Genomic DNA, 17961 nt, shown 5'->3' on the forward strand with positions numbered 1-17961 from the left:
TGAATGGCGGACTGTATCTCAACAATAGACATCGCAAGAATTGCGAGTCTTGAACAGGCAAGATGCCTGTTCCACAATTTTTATTGGAAAAGTCTAATAATTAAGGAGTGTCAATCCGATCGCACTTCGCAGTGGCGTCACAGTGGCAGAGTTGGAAAAAACGGAGCTAACCAAAGCTGTATCTTGACATCCCAACCCAAAAGAATCGCGATCGCACTTCCCACAACAATTACGCCGCCGATTCTTTGTAAGGCTGCACTGTGGGGGCGCAAACGTAATAAATGCTGGCTGAAATAGCGTCCTCCATAGGCGATCGCCAGTAGCGGCAACCCAGCGCCCAAACCGTACAAAATTAGTAAAACAAACGCAGTTACAGGTTGAGGATTGACAACAGCTAAAACCAGAATACTGCCAAGAACAGGCCCCGCACAAGGTGTCCAAAGCAAGCCGAGTTGGGTTCCCAGCCAAAATTCGCCAACCAACCCTACTCGCGCGGGTGCTTTGGGCCAACTTTCAAAGTGTAAGTATTTAAACAGCAGTTGGTAAATCTGCGGAAAAATGGCACTTATCCCAGCAATCAAAAGAAAGGCAAGTGCTCCTGTTCGGAGGATGCTAGCAAAGCTGACAAACCAGCCTGATGTCACTCCCAACAAGCTACCAATTGCCGCAAAACCCGCGATTAATCCTGATACCAAAGCAATTGGCCCATAGCGATGAGATTGCAGGCTGCGTCCTAATAATATGGGTAGGATTGGTAAGACGCAGGGCGAGAGAATTGTTAAAAATCCTGCTAGTAAAGCCACACCAGCCGAAGTGAGTGAAATTGCCATCTGACTAACCTAATAATTTACGAATCATTTGTTCGGTTTCGTCATAGGCTCCTTCGCCAATATGATCGTAGCGCTGAATGCCTTGGCGATCGGCTAAAAATAAATGAGGCCAGTATTCATTCTGGTAAGCAGCCCAAGTTTTAAATTCGTTATCCAGCGGCACTGGATAGGTAATTTGGTGTTCCTTCAAAGCTTTTTTGACATTGTTTGCATCCCGCTCAAAGGGAAATTCAGGGGTGTGTATGCCCACAATCTTCAATCCGCGATCGGCATATTGCTGGTTCCAGCGGACGATGTAGGGCAGAGTGCGCTGACAGTTAATGCAGGCAAATGTCCAAAATTGCACCAACACCACTTTGCCTTTAAGATCAGCTATTTTCAGCGGCGCAGAATTTAGCCACTGACTGATGCCTTGAAACTCTGGTAAAGACTTTCCAGTTGGTGAGGCAGCAACGTTCTCGGCTGTGGGTAAATTAGGAATTTTAGCAGGATCGGGTATGGGGATACTGTTAGAGCTAGAAGTTGGGATAATATCTTTCTGTCTGCCACAACTGAGAGCAGTCCCACCAACTCCCAGCCCTAAATACCAAAGTAATTGGCGTCGCCCCAGCCAGCGCTTGTTCATAAAGTAATTTCCTTCCTTATTTACTTTATATACGGAGATGACCGGAAATTGGATGTTTTATGCAAACAGGAAAAATTTTAACTGCCAGCCGGGAAGTCCCTCGGTATATTCAGAGGGGGATGAATCTGAGCGCTGCGCGAAGTACCCCGAATGAATTACCGTAGGGATGTCCAGAAGCGTCGGATGGAGGGACGGAAGCCGACAATTAGACTTGCTTACTACGAATCAATCTTCGGGAGCATCTTGATTTTCAATGTACTTTCCAGTGCTAAAATAGTAATTTTCGGTGTTGCATTTTGGACGTACATAAACTATACTATGCAAAGGTCGAAAAAAGGAAGTTTAGAAATGCAACTCACTTACAAATACCGCCTCAAACCAACAAAAGCTCAATTAACAACGATTGTGGCTCATCTAGAACTTTGTCGCCGGCAGTACAACTACCGACTCAGCGAAAGATTTAGATGGTGGGAAGCCACGAGAACGCCTATCAACGCCTGCCCATTAGTTGTTTCTATAGTCCCTGTTGAGGAGATTTATAAAAATATTCCTTTGACGAGAGTCCAAACTAGAGACGGCAGGAAAAAGGATGAATTAGGTAATCCTTTGACTAAAAAAGGTGACGTTTTCTCGAACATTGAAGGCGGATATGTGCAGTGGCAGACGATACAACTTGCCGACCTGAAAAATACTAAAAAGCTGTTTCCTGATTATAAAGTGTTAGATTCTCAGGTTCTGCAAGATGTTGTCAACAGAGTAGAAACTTCCTTTTCAAACTTTACCACGTCCGATAAGAATGGCAATCGTAGAGGTAAGCCTAAGTTCAAGGGGTTTCACTACTATAAATCCTTCACTTATCCTCAATTAGACAATTTAGATGTCGTCAAGGATGAGCAGAATAGGATTTGTATTAGCCTCGCAAAAATAGGTCAAGTACCGATGGTTTTTCACCGCACAATACCAACAGGATTCAAAGTTAAGACGGGTAGTGTCATCAGAGAAGCGGATGGGTGGTATATCTCCCTGACGCTAGAAGATAAGACGGTTCCCGTAACGGTTGTAGAAATTCAACCGACGGTCGAAAATACTGTGGGTATCGACCTGGGAATTACTAATTACGTTTACCTTTCCAATGGCGAAAGAATTGAAAATCCTAGATTCTTGAGAAAGTCGGCTGAAAAATTAGCAAGGCTTCAAGCAAAATTAGCTAAAAAAGCCAAAGGTTCTAAGCCTTGGAAAATTATCAAGGATAAGGTTTCCAAACTACATCAGTTCGTAGCTAGAGCTAGATTAGATTTTCAATTCAAGACTGCACATGAGTTATTGAACAAATGTGATGTTTTAGTTGTTGAAGACTTGAGGATCAAAAATCTGACTAGACGTGCCAAACCCAAGACTGATGTTGAGAATGGTAATTTGGTTTATTTGCCGAACGGTCAGTCAGCTAAAAGCGGTTTGAACAAATCAATGCTTGATGCTGCTCACGGGCAGTTCGCTAACGTCCTAAAATATGTCGCTTGGAAGTTAGGTAAAAGCGTTTTACTCGTTGACCCAAAAGGAACTTCCCAGCATTGCTGGAACTGCCTCAATAAAGTCCCGAAAGAATTGTCGGAGCGGTGGCATTCTTGTCAGTGCGGAGAATCTTTGGATCGAGATGAAAATTCAGCTAAACTTATTAGAAAAATTGGTCTTAGTTACGAAAGTGGCGGGGGAACTCCGTCACTCAAAAAAGCCTTTGCAAAAAAGGAAAAAGAAGCCTGCGGTCTAACTGTACCCAGTTGACCGTCAGGTTAGTTCACATCCAAAATAGAGTTAGCCTCGTATTAAGTTAGAGACTACTAAAAACCCAGTCTATTTGTATCCCACTTTACAAGTAATTTTTATGCACGGTAGCAGAAAAAGTTAACTGACTTGGGTTAGTTGCTACCTACAAGGGCAGAGTAATTACAGCACTTTTCACGTCAGTAGGTACTGGCAGGGGTAGGGACACGGCACTGCCGTGTCCCTACGGCACTCGAAGAGATCGCGGGGTGTACTTCATAAACATGGAATCTGCTGTATTTTCTCTGAGTTCTTTAGGTATTTATTTAAAGCAGTTGCTGTCACCCTTACGCACTATGGATTCATCTGCTCCTTCTAAAAAATCTCGGTCTAAATTTTTACCGACTCAGGCAACTGGGGCGAAGTTATTTCACTGGTTAAATATCATTAGTCTACTTCTGATGATTGGCAGTGGATTGCAAATTTACAACTCGAATCCGGTTTTTGGTGGGCGGGGAGGATGGCAATTCCCACCCATATTTTTGCTAGGCGGTTGGCTGGCTGGTGGCAGGCATTGGCATTTCGCGGCGATGTGGTTATTCGCACTCAATCTATTTTGGTACGGTCTCTATATTTTCATCACCCGCCGCTGGCAGCATCGTTTTGTCGGCTATAATGACTTGAAAGCTTTGCAGAATTCTCAAAATGAAAAGCGCAAAAATTATTCGTGGCATCGCCTAGCTTACACAGCAATTATTCCGGTTTTGCTGCTAGCTTTAGTTAGCGGAATGGGAATGTATAAACCTGCTCAATTCCACTGGATTGTTGATTTATTCGGCAGTTGGCAGGCGCTGAGAGTCGTTCACTTTATATCGGTTCCTACAGTCATCATCTTTTCACTAATTCACTCTTTGCTGGGCCTCAAGGTAGGGGGTTCGCGCCTGATTAAGTCAATTTTTTGGTAGAGGTTTCCTAATGTTTCCAGACTCTCCTCGTTTATGGCAGCGCCGCCAATTTCTCCAATTATCTGGACTTTCTGGCATTGGTTTATTTTTAGGCGGTTGTGGATTAGTTGGATCTGATATAATCGGAAAGAGTTTTGAACCTCTCAACCAAAGTGTTGAAGCTTTGTTGTTGAATCCTCAAAAACTCGTACCGGAATTCCCTGCAAGTGCGATCGAGCCGAATGCGTTAATTATCAATACCTTTGATGCCACTCCAAACATCGATCCAAAAGCTTTTCGTCTGATAATTGATGGTGAGGTGAATCGTCCTCTCAACCTCAGTCTGGAACAACTTCAGATTATGCCTTTGAGTGTCATGACAATTCGCCATGTTTGTGTGGAGGGTTGGGCTGCTATTGTGCAGTGGGGTGGGGTGCGGCTGCGGGATTTGGTAGCCCTTGCACAACCAAAAGCAAATGCTCGCTACATTTACTTTAAGTCTGCTGATGGCTACTACGAGAGTTGGGATATGCCTTCGGCGTTGCACCCTCAGACTTTGATGGTTTATCAGAAAAATGGTAATCCTCTGAGTGTTGAGAATGGTGCGCCTTTACGCCTAGCATCTCCAATTAAGCTGGGTTACAAACAGAGTAAGTGGGTGACTCGAATTACTTTGGTTGGTGACTTGTTGCCTAAAAAGGGTTACTGGGAGGATCAAGGTTATGAGTGGTTTGGAGGGCTGTAATAATGTGTTTGGGAAGCAATAAAAGTCGGCGGTTGAAACCGCCCCTACACAAACGAAGTCCGCCTCCGCGGACTAAAGAATAAATGGGGGGTATTAAAGCTGTATTGGGGGAAAAAGCAATTTAAACATCTTGAATGTGACTGATCGGGGTTTAGATTAGTTAGTTAATTAGCAATAAGTGGATGATGGATAATGAAAAAAAGATTCTTTTTACAAGCTGGTCTAGCAACAGTAAGCATGGCATGGTTATCGTCCTGTTTGCCTGGGGATTCAGATGTTATGGCTGCTTCTAAGGGTGTTTTTGAAATTACTAAAACCGAGGAAGAGTGGCGCAAACTTTTGACTCCGGCACAGTTTGATGTGTTGCGAAAACACGGCACTGAACGCTCTCACACTAGCATTCTCGATAAGCAATATGGGAAGGGGATTTATGCGTGTGCTGCGTGTGATTTGCCCGTTTTTTCGTCGCAAACCAAATTTGATAGCGGTACTGGTTGGCCAAGTTTTTATGAACCGATCAAAGGGGCGATCGCCACATCTGTAGATAATTCGCTGTTTGCGAGTAGAATTGAAGTGCATTGCCATCGCTGCGGGGGGCATTTGGGTCACGTATTTGATGACGGCCCTGCACCTACTGGCAAACGCTACTGCATGAACGGTGTTGCTATGAAATTTATTGCTGGCTGACATTCTTTCACGGGTACTCCTGTGGTAAAGAATCCCATAATTATCGACGCCCAGACGGCTCTCTACTGCTAAACCGCAGGTACACGCGGATTCGCGCGGATGGTATAGTGATTTGTGGGACGTGAGGGCGATCGAGGTTATTTATGGACGCTGAAGAACTTTTAGAAAGATATGCCAAAGGTGAACGAAAATTTCATAATGAACGGTTAAGTGGGGTAGACCTTAAAGGTGCTGACCTGAGTGGGATCGACCTACAGGGTGCTAATTTGACTGGGGCTGATTTGAGTGGTATAGACCTAACAAAAGCCAATCTTTACGGTGCTAATCTGAGTCGGGCATCTCTGACAAGTGCAAACTTGAGTGAAATACGTTGTGATTCAGCTAATCTAAGTTTAGCAGAACTCAACGGTGCAAATTTGAGTAAAGCAAATCTGAGTAGCTCAAACTTGACTAATACTAATCTTGACCAAGCAAATTTGAGTGGGGCAAACCTAACCTCTACTAACCTAAGTAGAGCCTCCTTGTTTCAGGCAGACTTAAATAGAGCTAACTTGAGTAGCGCTAATCTGACTAGAGCAAACCTGGCTGAAGCAAATTTAACTGCAACAATTCTAAGTGGTGTAAAATTCTTAGAGGCAAATCTCAACGGTTGTAAACTCAGGGCAGTCAATTTGGAACAAAGTAATTTGTCAGGAATTAAGTTAATAAATGTAGATTTAAGTGTGGCAAACTTGGGAGAAGCTAACCTTAAAGAAGCCTGTTTGCAAAGCTCGAATCTCGAAAGAGCTAATCTGCAAGGAGCAAATTTAACTAGAGCCGATCTAAGTGGAGTAAACTTGAAAAAGGCAGACTTAACTAACGCAAGAATTTATGGTTGGAATATTGAAAATGCAGACTTCACTGGTGCTACAATGCCCGATGGAGAAATCTATCAGCCAGAAACCTCTGACGGAGAAATCTACCAGCCAGAAACTTCGGAAAAATTATCCCAAAAAGTGACATCTATGACGCGCAAAATTATTCGTACTGACAAAGCACCTGCACCCGTGGGTCCTTACAATCAAGCGATCGCCGCTACGGGCACTATGCTGTTTGTAGCTGGTCAAATTGCGATCGACATTAGACTAAATGATATCGTCTACACCGACGATGTGGCAAAACAAACCGAACAAGTTATGGCAAATCTCGAAGCGATTCTCACAGAAGCCGGCGCGACTTGGTTGGATGTGGTAAAAACTACGGTTTTCCTCAAAGATATGAATGATTTTGCCGCTGTGAATGCGGTTTATGCGAAATATTTTGATGCGGAAACTGCACCGGCGCGCGCTTGTGTGGAGGTTTCGCGTTTGCCGAAAGATGTGTTAGTTGAAATTGACTGTATTGCGGTGATTTGATTTCATCTTCTTTGAGATGCCAGACTTTTTCAAGAAGTCTGGTTTCTGGATATATTTTTTTTAATATTTATGAGTGATTTAACCGCAGAGGGCGCAGAGGGCGCAGAGGAAGAGGGGAGAGAGATGAATAATTTCAAAGTTTATTTATAGCAACCGCCGAGGGTAAAGTGCGCGACTGTATTAACTTCCACAGCCGATCGCACTTTTGTCGATCTGTCGCTGTCGCGCACCTACTCCCAAATCAATCTGAAACAATCAGATTTAATCTCAACTAGCAATTAGCAATTACTAATTACAGTTACCAATTAGCAATTAGCAATTACTCTACAAGTAATTACCAATTACCAACCGTAAACTATTTATTCAGCGCTTCGCGGGCGGCTACCGCTTCGTCGGGATGAATATTCAAGCGGGTCAAATTAATTCGACCTTTATTGTCAATTTCTCGCACTTTGACAATCACTTCATCGTTCACAGCTAACTCGTCTTCCACTTTCCCAACGCGGTAGTCCGCTAACTGGGAAATGTGAATCATTCCTTCTTTTCCTGGCAAAATTTCCACAAAAGCGCCGATCGGAATAATTCGAGTTACGCGGCCGACATACACGTCTCCTGCATTCAACTTGCGCGTCATGCCTTGGACAATGTTGTAAGCCCGCTGAGCTTTTTCGCTGTCGTTGCCAGCAATTGTCACGGTTCCGTCGTCTTCGATGTCAATTTTGACACCGGTTTCTTCGGTGATGGCTTTGATTGTTTTGCCACCCGGCCCAATTACCAAACCGATAAATTCCGGATCGATTTTCAGGGTTAGCAAACGCGGTGCAAATGGCGACATTTCCTTGCGGGGAGTGTCGATGGTTGACAGCATTCTTTCTAAAATGTGCAGTCTGGCCGGTTTGGCTTGGCGGATGGCGGTGGCTATCACATCTAAGGGCAAACCTTTGATTTTCATGTCCATCTGCAAAGCAGTAATCCCGGTGTCGGTACCGGCTACTTTGAAGTCCATGTCGCCTAAAAAGTCTTCAATTGCCTGAATGTCAGTCAAAATTCGGACTTCATCGCCTTCTTTAATTAAGCCCATTGCCGCGCCGCTGACGGGTTGGGAAAGGGGAACGCCTGCATCCATTAATGCTAGCGTTGAGGCGCAAACTGAACCCATTGAGGTGGAACCGTCGGAAGAGAGGATTTCTGAAACTACGCGAATGACGTAGGGGAAATCTTCTTTGGATGGCAAAACGGGCAGCAAAGCGCGTTCTGCGAGGGCTCCGTGACCGATTTCTCGGCGTCCGGGCGATCGCATCGGCTTGGTTTCTCCCACAGAAAACGGCGGGAAATTGTAGTGGTGGAGGTAGCGTTTGTCTTGCTGCGGGTGCAAGTCGTCTCCTAAATCTTGGGCATCGCCTGGGGTTCCCAGGGTTGCTGCGGACAAGACTTGGGTTAACCCGCGATTGAACAGCGCACAGCCGTGTACTCGCGACGGGAGCACCCCTACGCGACAAGAAACGGAGCGCACCTCGTCTAGCTTGCGGCCGTCTACACGGACGCCATCTTCGATGATTTGCTTCCGCATCATTTTTTTGGTAACGTCTTTGAAAACGTTGCCAATTGTTTTGCTGTTGGCGCCTGCAGCTACTTTGATCGGATCGTCTTCGGCGAGTGCGGCGATCGCAGCTTCGACTTCATTGGCTTTCACTTCATCTAAAGCCGCATTCCGTACTGTTTTGTCTTTTTCAAATCTTGACAAAATGATGCGGATGGGTTCTTGGGCGCGATCGCGAATAAAGGTTTCCAGGGCCGAATCTTGCGATGGCCGTTCCTCTACCACCAAATCGATGCCCAATTCCGCCATAATTTCGCGCTGGGCTTGAATCAAGTCACAGGCTGCTTCATAGCCGAAGTCGATCGCCTCGATGATATCCTGTTCCGGCAATTGGTTGGCGCTGGCTTCCACCATGATTACTCCGTCTGGAGAACCGGCTACCACGAGATCCAACTCGCCTTCTTTGATTTCGCTGTAGGTTGGGTTGATGATGAAATCGTCCCCTACCAAACCGACTCGCACCGCAGCCATCGGCCCGTAAAACGGCATTTTCGCCAGCAGGATCGCTACTGAAGCGCCCGTTACCGCCAAAACGTCTGGCGGCACTTGTTCGTCCATCGACAGGGTTGTGGCTACGACTTGGATGTCATCTCGCAGCCAGCTTGGGAATAGCGGGCGCAGCGGTCGATCGATCAAACGCCCAGTCAAAGTCACTTTTTCTGGGGGACGCCCTTCCCGGCGCAAAAATCCACCGGGAATTTTACCGCCTGCGTAGAGTCTCTCTTCGTAATCCACCAACAGGGGCAGGAAATCAATTCCCTCTCTCCCCTGCGATCTAGTCGCCGTCACTAAAACCGCCGTGTCACCCGACTGAATCAAAACTGCACCGCCTGCTTGAGGCGCTAGTAAACCAATCTTCAGTCTAATATCCCGTCCATCGAAGGATATTGACTTGTCTATCTCTACCATGTAGCACTGCTTCCTTATCTACCACATTCTTTCTCTGTCGGGATCGTAACATTACCACAGGAGGTTTGAGAGTCAGCGACTAAAAGACAGGGATAATTCGGTGTCGATCGACTGTCTGCGCCTCGATTGTAAGCATTTATACTCTTTGATTGTTTTTGGTATTGGGCGATCGATCGCCCAATACCTGAAATAGATGGTACGATCAATTTTTATTTGTCAGTTGACTGTTGTCAGTTAACTGTTGACTGTTGTCAGTTAACTGTTGACTGTTGACTGTTGACTGTTGAGTAATAGTAATTTTCAGGTTCGTTAACAAAAAAATTTTTACAAATCAAACAAGATTGCTGTAGTAAATCTTGCAAATAATCAAGTTATCAGGGCTCAATAAAATGGCAATTTTACACGGCACTTGGCTGCTCGACCGCGAAAAAAGTGGCTTATTTATCTGGGGAGAAACTTGGCGCAAACTTGGGGCGATAAACATCGTTGAATCGATAAATATTCCCCATCCCTTGGCAATGAGCGAAGCTGAATTGAAAACTTTTCTAACTTCCTTGCAGAAGCCTGGAAAACTCAACTGGCAATTACCGGAAACCGCAGAAACTCCACCGGAAAAAAGCCAAAAAACTAGGCGATCGCCCAAAACTCAAAACGCAGCAGAAATTCCCGCCCAAAACTCCTCAATTCAAAGGGAAATTCGGGCGATCGCACTTCCCACCAAAATCTCAGAATCGAACGCAAATCTGATGCCGCAGCACTCAGCAGCAGCACTTGACGAAGCCGCCAAAACCGAGGAAATTTACCTTTATCCCTGGCAAGTTGAGGGTTATTTTCTCAACCCTCAAGCAGCTTTTATTTTCTTGCAATCACTACCGCTTAACAGCACGGAACCTGACTCTTTTGTCGGCTCTGATTTGCGTTTTTGGTCTCATATTGCTAGGTGGAGTTTGGATTTGTTGGCAAGATGCAAATTTTTGCCGGGATTGGAGAAACAGTCGAACGGTTCTGCTATTGCTAAATGGCAACCGCTGTTAGATAGTTCTACAGACATACTCCGCCTCGCTACTTTTATCAAGCAAATGCCGACGGCTTGCCGAACATATCAATCGAAGGAAGAAGGCACGACACGGATTTTGACACGGATACACGGATTAATGATCGATGAGCGTGAGTCAGAGGTTGAAGTCAGAGGGAAGAAGGAAGAAGGAAGAGGGGAAAAGGGAGAAGAATCCAGTCAATTGCCTTTAGCGGTGGATTTGCCGGCGGGGGCGGAGGAATTGGTGTTAGGCTTTTTGAGCAGTATTGTAGATAGTCAAGTGCGATCCTCTTCGAGGGCTGCGCTAACGGCTGGTAGCTCTACTTTAGACATCAAAACAGTTTCCCCTGTGCGCGAGTGGCTGCAAGCTTTGCAGCAGGAATCGGGGATTGTGCAAGTAGAATCAGCAGCATTGGAGAACTTGGGAAACAAGCTGAGTGCTTGGACTGCACCGCTGCAAAACCAACTATCTCAACAAAGTCAATTTCACACTTGCTTTCTACTCATACCGCCGTCTCCTGGTAAAGTTAACTGGAGTTTAAATTATTGCTTGCAAGCAGCAGATGAAAGCGAATTTTTGATAGATGCGACAACTGTTTGGAACAACTCAGTCGAGCGTTTGGCTTATGCGGGGCGGACAATAGAATTGCCTCAAGAAACTTTGCTCAGCGGCTTGGGTTTAGCCTCGAAACTTTATCCGTTAATTGAACCGAGTTTGCAAGCACAGCGGCCTCAATCTTGCCAATTAAATCCCCTGCAAGCTTACGAGTTTATTAAGTCTGTAGCTTGGCGGTTTGCTGATAGCGGGTTGGGCGTTGTTTTGCCGCCTAGTTTGACCAAGGCTGATGGTTGGGCGAGTCGTTTGGGTTTGAGCATTCAAGCGGAAACTCCGAAAGTGAATCCGGCGAAAGGTGGGCTGGGATTGCAAAGTCTGCTAAATTTTAAGTGGGAATTGACGATCGGCGGACAGCGCATTTCTAAGGCAGAGTTTGACAGATTGATCGCGTTGAATTCGCCTTTGGTGGAAATTAACGGCGAGTGGGTGGAGTTGCGCGCGCCGGATGTGAAAGCGGCTCAAACTTTTTTTGCCAGCCGCAAAGAGCAAATGACTCTTTCTTTGGAGGATGCTTTGCGTTTGGCGTCGGGCGATTCTCAGACGATCGAGAAATTGCCTGTGGTGAATTTTGAGGCGACGGGTCAACTTCAGGAATTGCTGAATACTTTGAGCGATAATCAAGCGGTAAGTGCGATCGCAACTCCGGCTAGTTTCCGAGGACAATTGCGGCCGTATCAAGCGTTGGGAGTTGGCTGGCTGGCCTTCTTAGAACGCTGGGGTTTGGGGGCTTGTCTCGCGGACGATATGGGTTTAGGAAAGACGATCGAGCTAATTGCTTTCCTCCTGCACTTGCAAGAACAAAATTCTCTAGAAGCGCCAACATTACTGGTTTGTCCGACATCGGTATTGGGCAATTGGGAGCGCGAAGTCAAGAAATTTGGCCCGACGCTGAAAGTGTTAGTTCACCACGGAGACAAACGCGGTAAAGGTAAAGCATTTGCGACGGCAATTAAGGGAAAAGATTTAATAATTAGCAGTTACGCCCTGGTGTTTCGCGATGCGAAGGAAATTCACAGCATTAAGTGGCAAGGATTGATTTTAGATGAAGCGCAAAATATTAAAAATTCCGAGGCGAAGCAGTCGCAAGCGGTGCGGCAAATCGAGGCATCTTTTAGAATTGCGCTGACGGGAACTCCGGTGGAAAATAGGCTGCAAGAATTGTGGTCAATTTTGGAGTTTCTGAATCCGGGCTATTTGGGGCCGCGCAATTTCTTTCAGCGCCGATTTGCAATTCCGATCGAGAAATACGGCGATCGCGAATCATTGCTGACTTTGCGATCGCTCGTTCGGCCTTTCATCCTCCGCCGCCTGAAAACTGACAAAGAAATCATCCAAGATTTGCCCGAAAAACAGGAGATGACTGTATTTTGCGGGCTGGCTGCTGGACAGGCTGCATTATATCAGAAAATAGTCGAAGAGTCAATAACTGAATTAGACTCAGCCGAAGGCATTCAGCGCCGGGGAATGATTCTGGCTTTGCTGGTAAAACTCAAGCAACTCTGCAACCATCCGGCTCTTGTGAAAGCAGAAGCTAAGCCGAAAGAATTGGGGATTAAGAGTCAGGAATCGGGGAAATTGCAGCGGTTGGTGGAAATGTTAGAAGAGGTTTTAGCAGAGGGCGATCGGGCTTTAATTTTTACTCAATTTGCCGAATGGGGAAAACTCCTGAAACCGCATCTAGAACAGCATTTAGGGCGAGAAGTTTTGTTTTTGTACGGAGGAATTCGGCAACAGCAGCGCGAAGAAATGATCGATCGCTTCCAGCACGACCCCCAAGGCCCGCCGATTATGATATTATCCTTAAAAGCGGGCGGCACAGGTTTGAATTTAACCAGAGCAACCCATGTTTTCCACTATGACAGATGGTGGAATCCCGCAGTAGAAAATCAGGCAACTGACCGCGTATTTCGCATCGGCCAAACCCGCAACGTGCAAGTCCACAAATTTGTCTGCACTGGCACGTTAGAGGAAAAGATTCATGATATGATTGAAAGCAAAAAAGCTCTAGCCGAACAAGTAGTCAGCGCCGGTGAAAACTGGCTCACCGAACTCGATACAGACCAACTTCGCAATTTACTAATTCTCGATCGCAATGCTATTATAGAAACAGAAGAAGAATAATATAGCATTTCTCAGAAAGATGAGGTGCTATCGGTCATAGGGCATAGGGCATAGGGCATACCTCACCACGCTTGAGAACCGCTATATGACCCATTCCCAACAGCATGACACGGAAGTCAGGAATACACGGATAGCTGTTTTTTTCTTTCTGAATTCAACATCCCAATTACCAATGCCCGATGCCCAATGCCCGATGCCCGATGCCCGATTCCCGATTCCCAAATCTAAAATCTAAAATCTAAAATCTAAAATCGAATGATTGACAGAGAATGGTGGACACAACAGTGGTTAGATTTAATCAATACCTACCGCTTCAAAAAACGCTTAGAACGCGGCTGGCAATACGCGCGCGAAGGTAAAGTTCTCAGCATTAAATTTCCCGATCGAGAAGTAATCGCCGTAGTTCAAGGAACAGATCCCAAACCCTATCAAGTTTCTTTAGGACTCGACACATTGACTGATGAAGATTGGGATTATGTGATTGAAAATATGTCGCAAAGAGCAGTTTTTTCAGCTAAACTCTTAGCAGGAGAAATGCCGCACAATATTGAAGATGTATTTGCAGCGGCAGGCAAAACGCTATTTCCGTTAAGCTTGTCAGATATTCGATCGCGCTGTAGCTGTCCTGACCCCAAAAACCCTTGCAAACACATCAGTGCAGTATACTACTTATTGGGCGATCGCTTCAGTGAAGACCCCTTCGTACTCTTTCAATTGCGAGGCCGAACAAAAGAGCAAATTTTGACAGCACTCCGTCAAAGACGAGGTACGCAAGGAGAGGAAAATTCCCAACTCAACTCAGGAGAAAATTCCCCCGCTGCGAATTCTAAATTGCCGAAGGTCGATCGCTTTTGGGAATACAACCAGCAGCTAGAATCATCTCTAGTAGTAATTGTACCCCCACCGAGCAGCGAAACAGTATTAGATATCTTAGGCCCGATTCCCCTCGCAACCGACGGAAAAGGAACCGCTAGCAAATCATCGCCCGCATCTGAGGCGCTAAAACAGCATTTTGCCAAAATTTACCAAGCAGTTAGCCAGCAAGCAGTTTTAGCAGCACTGAAACGGGGCGAAGGAGATTAACTTTTTTGTAGGGCTATCGCCCTTGGGGCTACAATTTCTAATTGCGTTTAGCAGTAGAAGGCGGGTTTGTGAAGCGCAGCCAAGTTGCCAAAGTGGCTACGGCGAAGACTGAAGCAAAGCTAAAAGTTAAGAAAGTCTCAAATGCTGACATAAGGCTGTTCCAATTTGGTGAACGAAGGAATCTTGCTATTTATTTTTATATCAGCATCGATCGATCTTTTCAACCGATCGCGCACAAAGTTTTTAATGCTTAACGCTTTGTAACATTCCATCAAACAACATTACAATCATTTCAGATTATTGATAACTCCGATTAATTCCTGGGGGCTTTCGATCAAAAAATCGGGATTGTGTGCCGCCAAAGCCGATCGAGAATTAAAACCCCAACTGACAGCAATTACTTTAATTTTAGTTTTTTTAGCTGCTTCTATATCTCTAATTTCATCTCCCACATAAACGACTTCTTCGGGATTAATATTTTGTTTATTTAACCATCGATTAATTACTTTATGTTTTCCAAAAGTTGTTCCTGAATAAATAAAATCAAAGGTATCTTGCAGCCCATTTTTTTCCAGCAAATCCAAAACATTTTCTCTAGAATTAGAGGTAATAATACCCAGTTGAAAACCGCTGTTTTTTAACTCTAACAAAACTTCTTTAATCCCGGGAAATAAATGAATATTCGGAATTTCACTCCGCAACTCTGCTTTCAGTTGTCTAATTAGCAGCGGGAATTTGAAGATGGAAATTCCCGAATACATCAGAATTTGCCAAGAATTTAAATTGCTAAGTTGAGCCAGTTCCTCTTTGCTGACCGACTTAAAGCCAAATTCAACTGACAAACGGTTGGTTATGCTAAGAAGAATATCGATCGTATCTGCTAAAGTACCGTCAAAATCAAAAATAATTACTTTGGTCATTGGACAATAGCAAATAAGGAACGGCGAATCATACCATTTTAGATTTTAGATTTTAGATTTTAGATTTTAGATAGGAATGACTTACTGCATAATGTATGGGCTTTCGGTGCGCTCACAAGCACCCTACGGCTATTACAGCATATTGCAGGTTTATGAAGTACACTTTTCAGCTATATTGTGCGGTACGTGTTATGTAGGGTGCGGATCTGTTGTATGGTTCAATGGAACTTGCAGATCGCCCGTGGGCGACGCACCTTACTTACTACAAGATTGTGTGTACCGCATATAAATGGAATATGCTGTATGTATAGGGTAAGGTGCTGATGAGCGCACCCGAAGGGCGAACATCTCAAGTTTTAATGATTAATTTGATTTGCCTTCGCATTTCGCCGCAGCATTTCCGGCTTAATTCGCCGCAGCGCAGAAGCTGTAAACCTGCGGTTCCACTCCTCGTCGGAGATGTCGGCCAATTCTGCAAGTGTCGGCGCTATGTTTTCAGGATAAGGCTCAAAGTCTGCAACATCGGTTGGTTTAGCAAAACGCTGATTCCAAGGACAAACATCTTGACAAATGTCGCAACCTGCTACCCAACCTTGTAAATTAGATGCAATTTTGTCGGGCAATTTTTCGGCTCGATTCTCGATCGTATGATACGCTATACATCGATCGGCATTCACCACAAAAGGCTCAGTAATTGCCCCCGTCGGACACGCCTCAATGCAGCGAGTGCAAGTACCGCAATGTTCCGTATGGGGAGCATCCGGCGCTAACTCCAAATTAGTCAAGATTTCGCCCAAAAACACCCAAGAACCGTAATCCCGCGAAATTACATTACCATTTTTGGCAATCCAGCCAATCCCCGCCCGCTGCGCCCACACCTTATCCTGAATGGGGCCGGTATCAGCATAATACCGCGCTTCAATTCCCTCGCCTTGCGATCGCAGCCAATTTACCAAAACCTTCAGTTTTTTGTGCAGGATTTTATGATAATCCCTTCCCCAGCCGTAGCGAGAGATTTTAGCATATTCGGAACCGCCCGGGCGTTGGTGAGGCGTGTAGTAATTGATCGCGACACATATTAAGGACTTCACCTCTGGCATTGAAGCGCGAATATCCTGGCGTTTCGGGTTAGCCATCCATCCCATATCCGCTTGATAGCCTTTCTCCAACCATGCCTGCAACCTTTGTGCCTCCTTGTCAGTGCCCTCATCTGCCAAGGCTATCCCAACCTTGTGAAATCCCAACTCTAAGGCTTTTTGCTTGACCAAAATGCTGCTAATTGGCACTTTCATTTGACACCAGGCAAATATTTACCTTTTGTATTGACTATTTTGATTTTATCAGGATTTACGCATAGACACTATCTGTATGTGCACAATTGCACCTTACCCCCATAGATAGTGTCAAAATTTCTCCCTTGCGTAAGTCCTATTTATATGATATGCAAAGCGATTTTAACAACAGGCTTCCTAAATAAACTAATTGGGTGCACCGTCTAGTGACGGCGATCGCAACTCACCCAACCATTGATTATAGTTTTGTAACTCAGCTATATGTAATTTTTATTTGCAAAAGTTAACATAACGTTACATAATCTTAATCAAGGGAGCTTGAGAGTCCCTAACTCAAGTACCTCACTAAAACCACAAATCTCACAAAAGACACATGGCAGTTAGCATTCAATCAGCTCAATCTATTTTTTCCAACACTGAAGTTGCTAGCGTTGTTCCGGCTACCACCGAAGCATTTTACAAACTCAGCGTTGAAGACCAACTAGCCTTGCTTTGGTATGCCTACACCGAAATGGGTGTTTCCATCACCGTCGCCGCCCCGGGAGTAGCCAGCATGGCGCTTGTCGAAGGCATACTGAGCGAAATTAAGCAGATGTCGCCTGCCGATCAAAGCAAAACCATGTACGACCTGGCTAGCAACGCCGACACAACAATCGGCCGGATCTACACATCCTTGCGCGTCAACACCAAACTCGGTTTCTGGTATGAGTTGGGTCAGTTGATGAAACAGGGCGTTGTCGCTCCGATCCCCGCTGGCTATCAAATGTCTCCCGAAGCCACCAAAGTTCTCGAAACCATCAAGAAACTCGATCCGGGCCAGCAAATTACGGTACTTCGCAACACCGTAGTTCACATGGGCTACGACCCCGATTTCAGCCAAGAGTACGGCAAACGCTCGGCCCCGCGCAGCACTCCCACCGCTGTTGAGGAGCGGGTGAAAACCAAAATTGAAGGTATCAGCGAGCAGACTGTGCTCAACTACATCGACTACATGAACGCCTTCGACTTCACCCCAGCCGTCGGTTTATTTGCCCAAGAAGGTGCCCTGCAACCGCCTTTCCAAAAGCCGATCGTCGGTCGCGAAGCCATCCTCAACTATATGCGGGAAGAGTGCGTCGGACTGAAAATGATGCCCGAGCGAGGCGTATCGGAACCCGCAGAAGATGGCTACCGCCAAGTGAAAGTCACCGGCAAAGTCGAAACTCCCTGGTTCGGATCGAATATGGGCATGAATATTGCGTGGCGGTTCTTGCTAGATCCCCAAGGTCAAATTTTCTTTGTGGCGATCGACTTGTTGGCATCTCCTAAAGAATTGCTCAATTTGATGCGGAAATAGAATATTAGGGTTGGGTCATTCAAACAGACTCTACAGAAACCCAGATGCCCGCAGGTGTCTGG

At 45.5% G+C, this 17961-nt stretch carries 15 protein-coding genes; 9 read left to right on the forward strand and 6 right to left on the reverse strand.

Going from position 1 to position 17961, the window contains the following annotated elements; all coding sequences use genetic code 11:
- Positions 1-137: 137 nt before the first annotated feature.
- Together QUA56_RS13560 and QUA56_RS13565 are read right to left on the reverse strand one after the other, a co-directional pair.
- Positions 138-830: a cytochrome c biogenesis CcdA family protein gene (locus QUA56_RS13560; protein ID WP_333358335.1), complete on the reverse strand. Its 693-nt coding sequence runs from the start codon at positions 828-830 to the stop codon at positions 138-140.
- A gap of 4 nt (positions 831-834) precedes the next feature.
- Entirely contained in the window at positions 835-1455 is a 621-nt protein-coding gene (locus QUA56_RS13565; protein ID WP_333358337.1) for a thioredoxin family protein, read from the reverse strand.
- Positions 1456-1605: 150 nt separating this feature from the next.
- Here QUA56_RS13565 and QUA56_RS13570 point away from each other — a divergent pair, with 150 nt between their 5' ends.
- The 5 genes from QUA56_RS13570 (at position 1606) to QUA56_RS13590 (ending at position 6986) form a co-directional block, all read left to right on the forward strand.
- Positions 1606-3237: a transposase gene (locus tag QUA56_RS13570; RefSeq protein WP_333358339.1), complete on the forward strand. Its 1632-nt coding sequence runs from the start codon at positions 1606-1608 to the stop codon at positions 3235-3237.
- 263 nt (positions 3238-3500) lie between these two features.
- A complete protein-coding gene (locus tag QUA56_RS13575; RefSeq protein WP_333358341.1) occupies positions 3501-4181 on the forward strand; it encodes a cytochrome b/b6 domain-containing protein in 681 nt (226 codons plus the stop codon).
- A gap of 10 nt (positions 4182-4191) precedes the next feature.
- Positions 4192-4905: a molybdopterin-dependent oxidoreductase gene (locus tag QUA56_RS13580; RefSeq protein WP_333358343.1), complete on the forward strand. Its 714-nt coding sequence runs from the start codon at positions 4192-4194 to the stop codon at positions 4903-4905.
- A 279-nt stretch (positions 4906-5184) separates the two neighbouring features.
- The gene (gene msrB, locus QUA56_RS13585) at positions 5185-5592 is read left to right on the forward strand and encodes a peptide-methionine (R)-S-oxide reductase MsrB (protein ID WP_333358345.1); all 408 of its coding nucleotides are present in this window, start codon (positions 5185-5187) and stop codon (positions 5590-5592) included.
- A gap of 143 nt (positions 5593-5735) precedes the next feature.
- Positions 5736-6986: a Rid family detoxifying hydrolase gene (locus QUA56_RS13590; RefSeq protein ID WP_333358347.1), complete on the forward strand. Its 1251-nt coding sequence runs from the start codon at positions 5736-5738 to the stop codon at positions 6984-6986.
- A 355-nt stretch (positions 6987-7341) separates the two neighbouring features.
- Here the strand turns inward: QUA56_RS13590 and QUA56_RS13595 are convergent, their stop codons facing one another.
- Positions 7342-9495 (reverse strand): polyribonucleotide nucleotidyltransferase, encoded by a 2154-nt coding sequence (locus QUA56_RS13595; RefSeq protein ID WP_333358349.1) that lies wholly within the window; start codon positions 9493-9495, stop codon positions 7342-7344.
- 14 nt (positions 9496-9509) lie between these two features.
- Positions 9510-9701: a hypothetical protein gene (locus QUA56_RS13600; protein WP_333358350.1), complete on the reverse strand. Its 192-nt coding sequence runs from the start codon at positions 9699-9701 to the stop codon at positions 9510-9512.
- 183 nt (positions 9702-9884) lie between these two features.
- Here QUA56_RS13600 and QUA56_RS13605 point away from each other — a divergent pair, with 183 nt between their 5' ends.
- The 3 genes from QUA56_RS13605 to QUA56_RS13615 all read left to right on the forward strand — a co-directional run bounded on the left by QUA56_RS13605 (position 9885) and on the right by QUA56_RS13615 (position 14605).
- Positions 9885-13268 (forward strand): DEAD/DEAH box helicase, encoded by a 3384-nt coding sequence (locus QUA56_RS13605; RefSeq protein ID WP_333358352.1) that lies wholly within the window; start codon positions 9885-9887, stop codon positions 13266-13268.
- Positions 13269-13523: 255 nt separating this feature from the next.
- Complete coding sequence (locus QUA56_RS13610; protein WP_333358353.1) at positions 13524-14351, forward strand: SWIM zinc finger family protein; 828 nt, start codon at positions 13524-13526, stop codon at positions 14349-14351.
- A 41-nt stretch (positions 14352-14392) separates the two neighbouring features.
- Positions 14393-14605, forward strand: a complete 213-nt coding sequence (locus QUA56_RS13615; RefSeq protein WP_333358355.1) for a hypothetical protein — start codon at positions 14393-14395, stop codon at positions 14603-14605.
- A 33-nt stretch (positions 14606-14638) separates the two neighbouring features.
- Here QUA56_RS13615 and QUA56_RS13620 read toward each other — a convergent pair whose 3' ends face one another.
- Together QUA56_RS13620 and queG are read right to left on the reverse strand one after the other, a co-directional pair.
- The gene (locus QUA56_RS13620) at positions 14639-15271 is read right to left on the reverse strand and encodes an HAD-IA family hydrolase (RefSeq protein WP_333358357.1); all 633 of its coding nucleotides are present in this window, start codon (positions 15269-15271) and stop codon (positions 14639-14641) included.
- A gap of 356 nt (positions 15272-15627) precedes the next feature.
- Positions 15628-16563, reverse strand: coding sequence for a tRNA epoxyqueuosine(34) reductase QueG (queG, locus tag QUA56_RS13625; protein ID WP_333358359.1), 936 nt, complete (start codon positions 16561-16563; stop codon positions 15628-15630).
- 373 nt (positions 16564-16936) lie between these two features.
- Between queG and QUA56_RS13630 the strand changes: the two genes are divergently transcribed.
- Positions 16937-17899, forward strand: coding sequence for an orange carotenoid protein N-terminal domain-containing protein (locus QUA56_RS13630; RefSeq protein WP_333358361.1), 963 nt, complete (start codon positions 16937-16939; stop codon positions 17897-17899).
- The last annotated feature ends 62 nt before the right edge of the window (positions 17900-17961 follow it).

Origin of the sequence: Microcoleus sp. N3A4, from assembly GCF_036701805.1 — a bacterium.
Taxonomy (GTDB): Bacteria; Cyanobacteriota; Cyanobacteriia; order Cyanobacteriales; family Microcoleaceae; genus Microcoleus.

What these genes read in the sequence shown, in the direction of transcription:
- QUA56_RS13560 (WP_333358335.1), bottom strand. Translation starts at nt 830, where the DNA reads ATGGCAATTTCACTCACTTCGGCTGGTGTGGCTTTACTAGCAGGATTT.
- QUA56_RS13565 (WP_333358337.1), bottom strand. Translation starts at nt 1,455, where the DNA reads ATGAACAAGCGCTGGCTGGGGCGACGCCAATTACTTTGGTATTTAGGG.
- QUA56_RS13570 (WP_333358339.1), top strand. Translation starts at nt 1,606, where the DNA reads ATGAATTACCGTAGGGATGTCCAGAAGCGTCGGATGGAGGGACGGAAG.
- QUA56_RS13575 (WP_333358341.1), top strand. Translation starts at nt 3,501, where the DNA reads ATGGAATCTGCTGTATTTTCTCTGAGTTCTTTAGGTATTTATTTAAAG.
- QUA56_RS13580 (WP_333358343.1), top strand. Translation starts at nt 4,192, where the DNA reads ATGTTTCCAGACTCTCCTCGTTTATGGCAGCGCCGCCAATTTCTCCAA.
- msrB (WP_333358345.1), top strand. Translation starts at nt 5,185, where the DNA reads ATGGCTGCTTCTAAGGGTGTTTTTGAAATTACTAAAACCGAGGAAGAG.
- QUA56_RS13590 (WP_333358347.1), top strand. Translation starts at nt 5,736, where the DNA reads ATGGACGCTGAAGAACTTTTAGAAAGATATGCCAAAGGTGAACGAAAA.
- QUA56_RS13595 (WP_333358349.1), bottom strand. Translation starts at nt 9,495, where the DNA reads ATGGTAGAGATAGACAAGTCAATATCCTTCGATGGACGGGATATTAGA.
- QUA56_RS13605 (WP_333358352.1), top strand. Translation starts at nt 9,885, where the DNA reads ATGGCAATTTTACACGGCACTTGGCTGCTCGACCGCGAAAAAAGTGGC.
- QUA56_RS13610 (WP_333358353.1), top strand. Translation starts at nt 13,524, where the DNA reads ATGATTGACAGAGAATGGTGGACACAACAGTGGTTAGATTTAATCAAT.
- QUA56_RS13620 (WP_333358357.1), bottom strand. Translation starts at nt 15,271, where the DNA reads ATGACCAAAGTAATTATTTTTGATTTTGACGGTACTTTAGCAGATACG.
- queG (WP_333358359.1), bottom strand. Translation starts at nt 16,563, where the DNA reads ATGAAAGTGCCAATTAGCAGCATTTTGGTCAAGCAAAAAGCCTTAGAG.
- QUA56_RS13630 (WP_333358361.1), top strand. Translation starts at nt 16,937, where the DNA reads ATGGCAGTTAGCATTCAATCAGCTCAATCTATTTTTTCCAACACTGAA.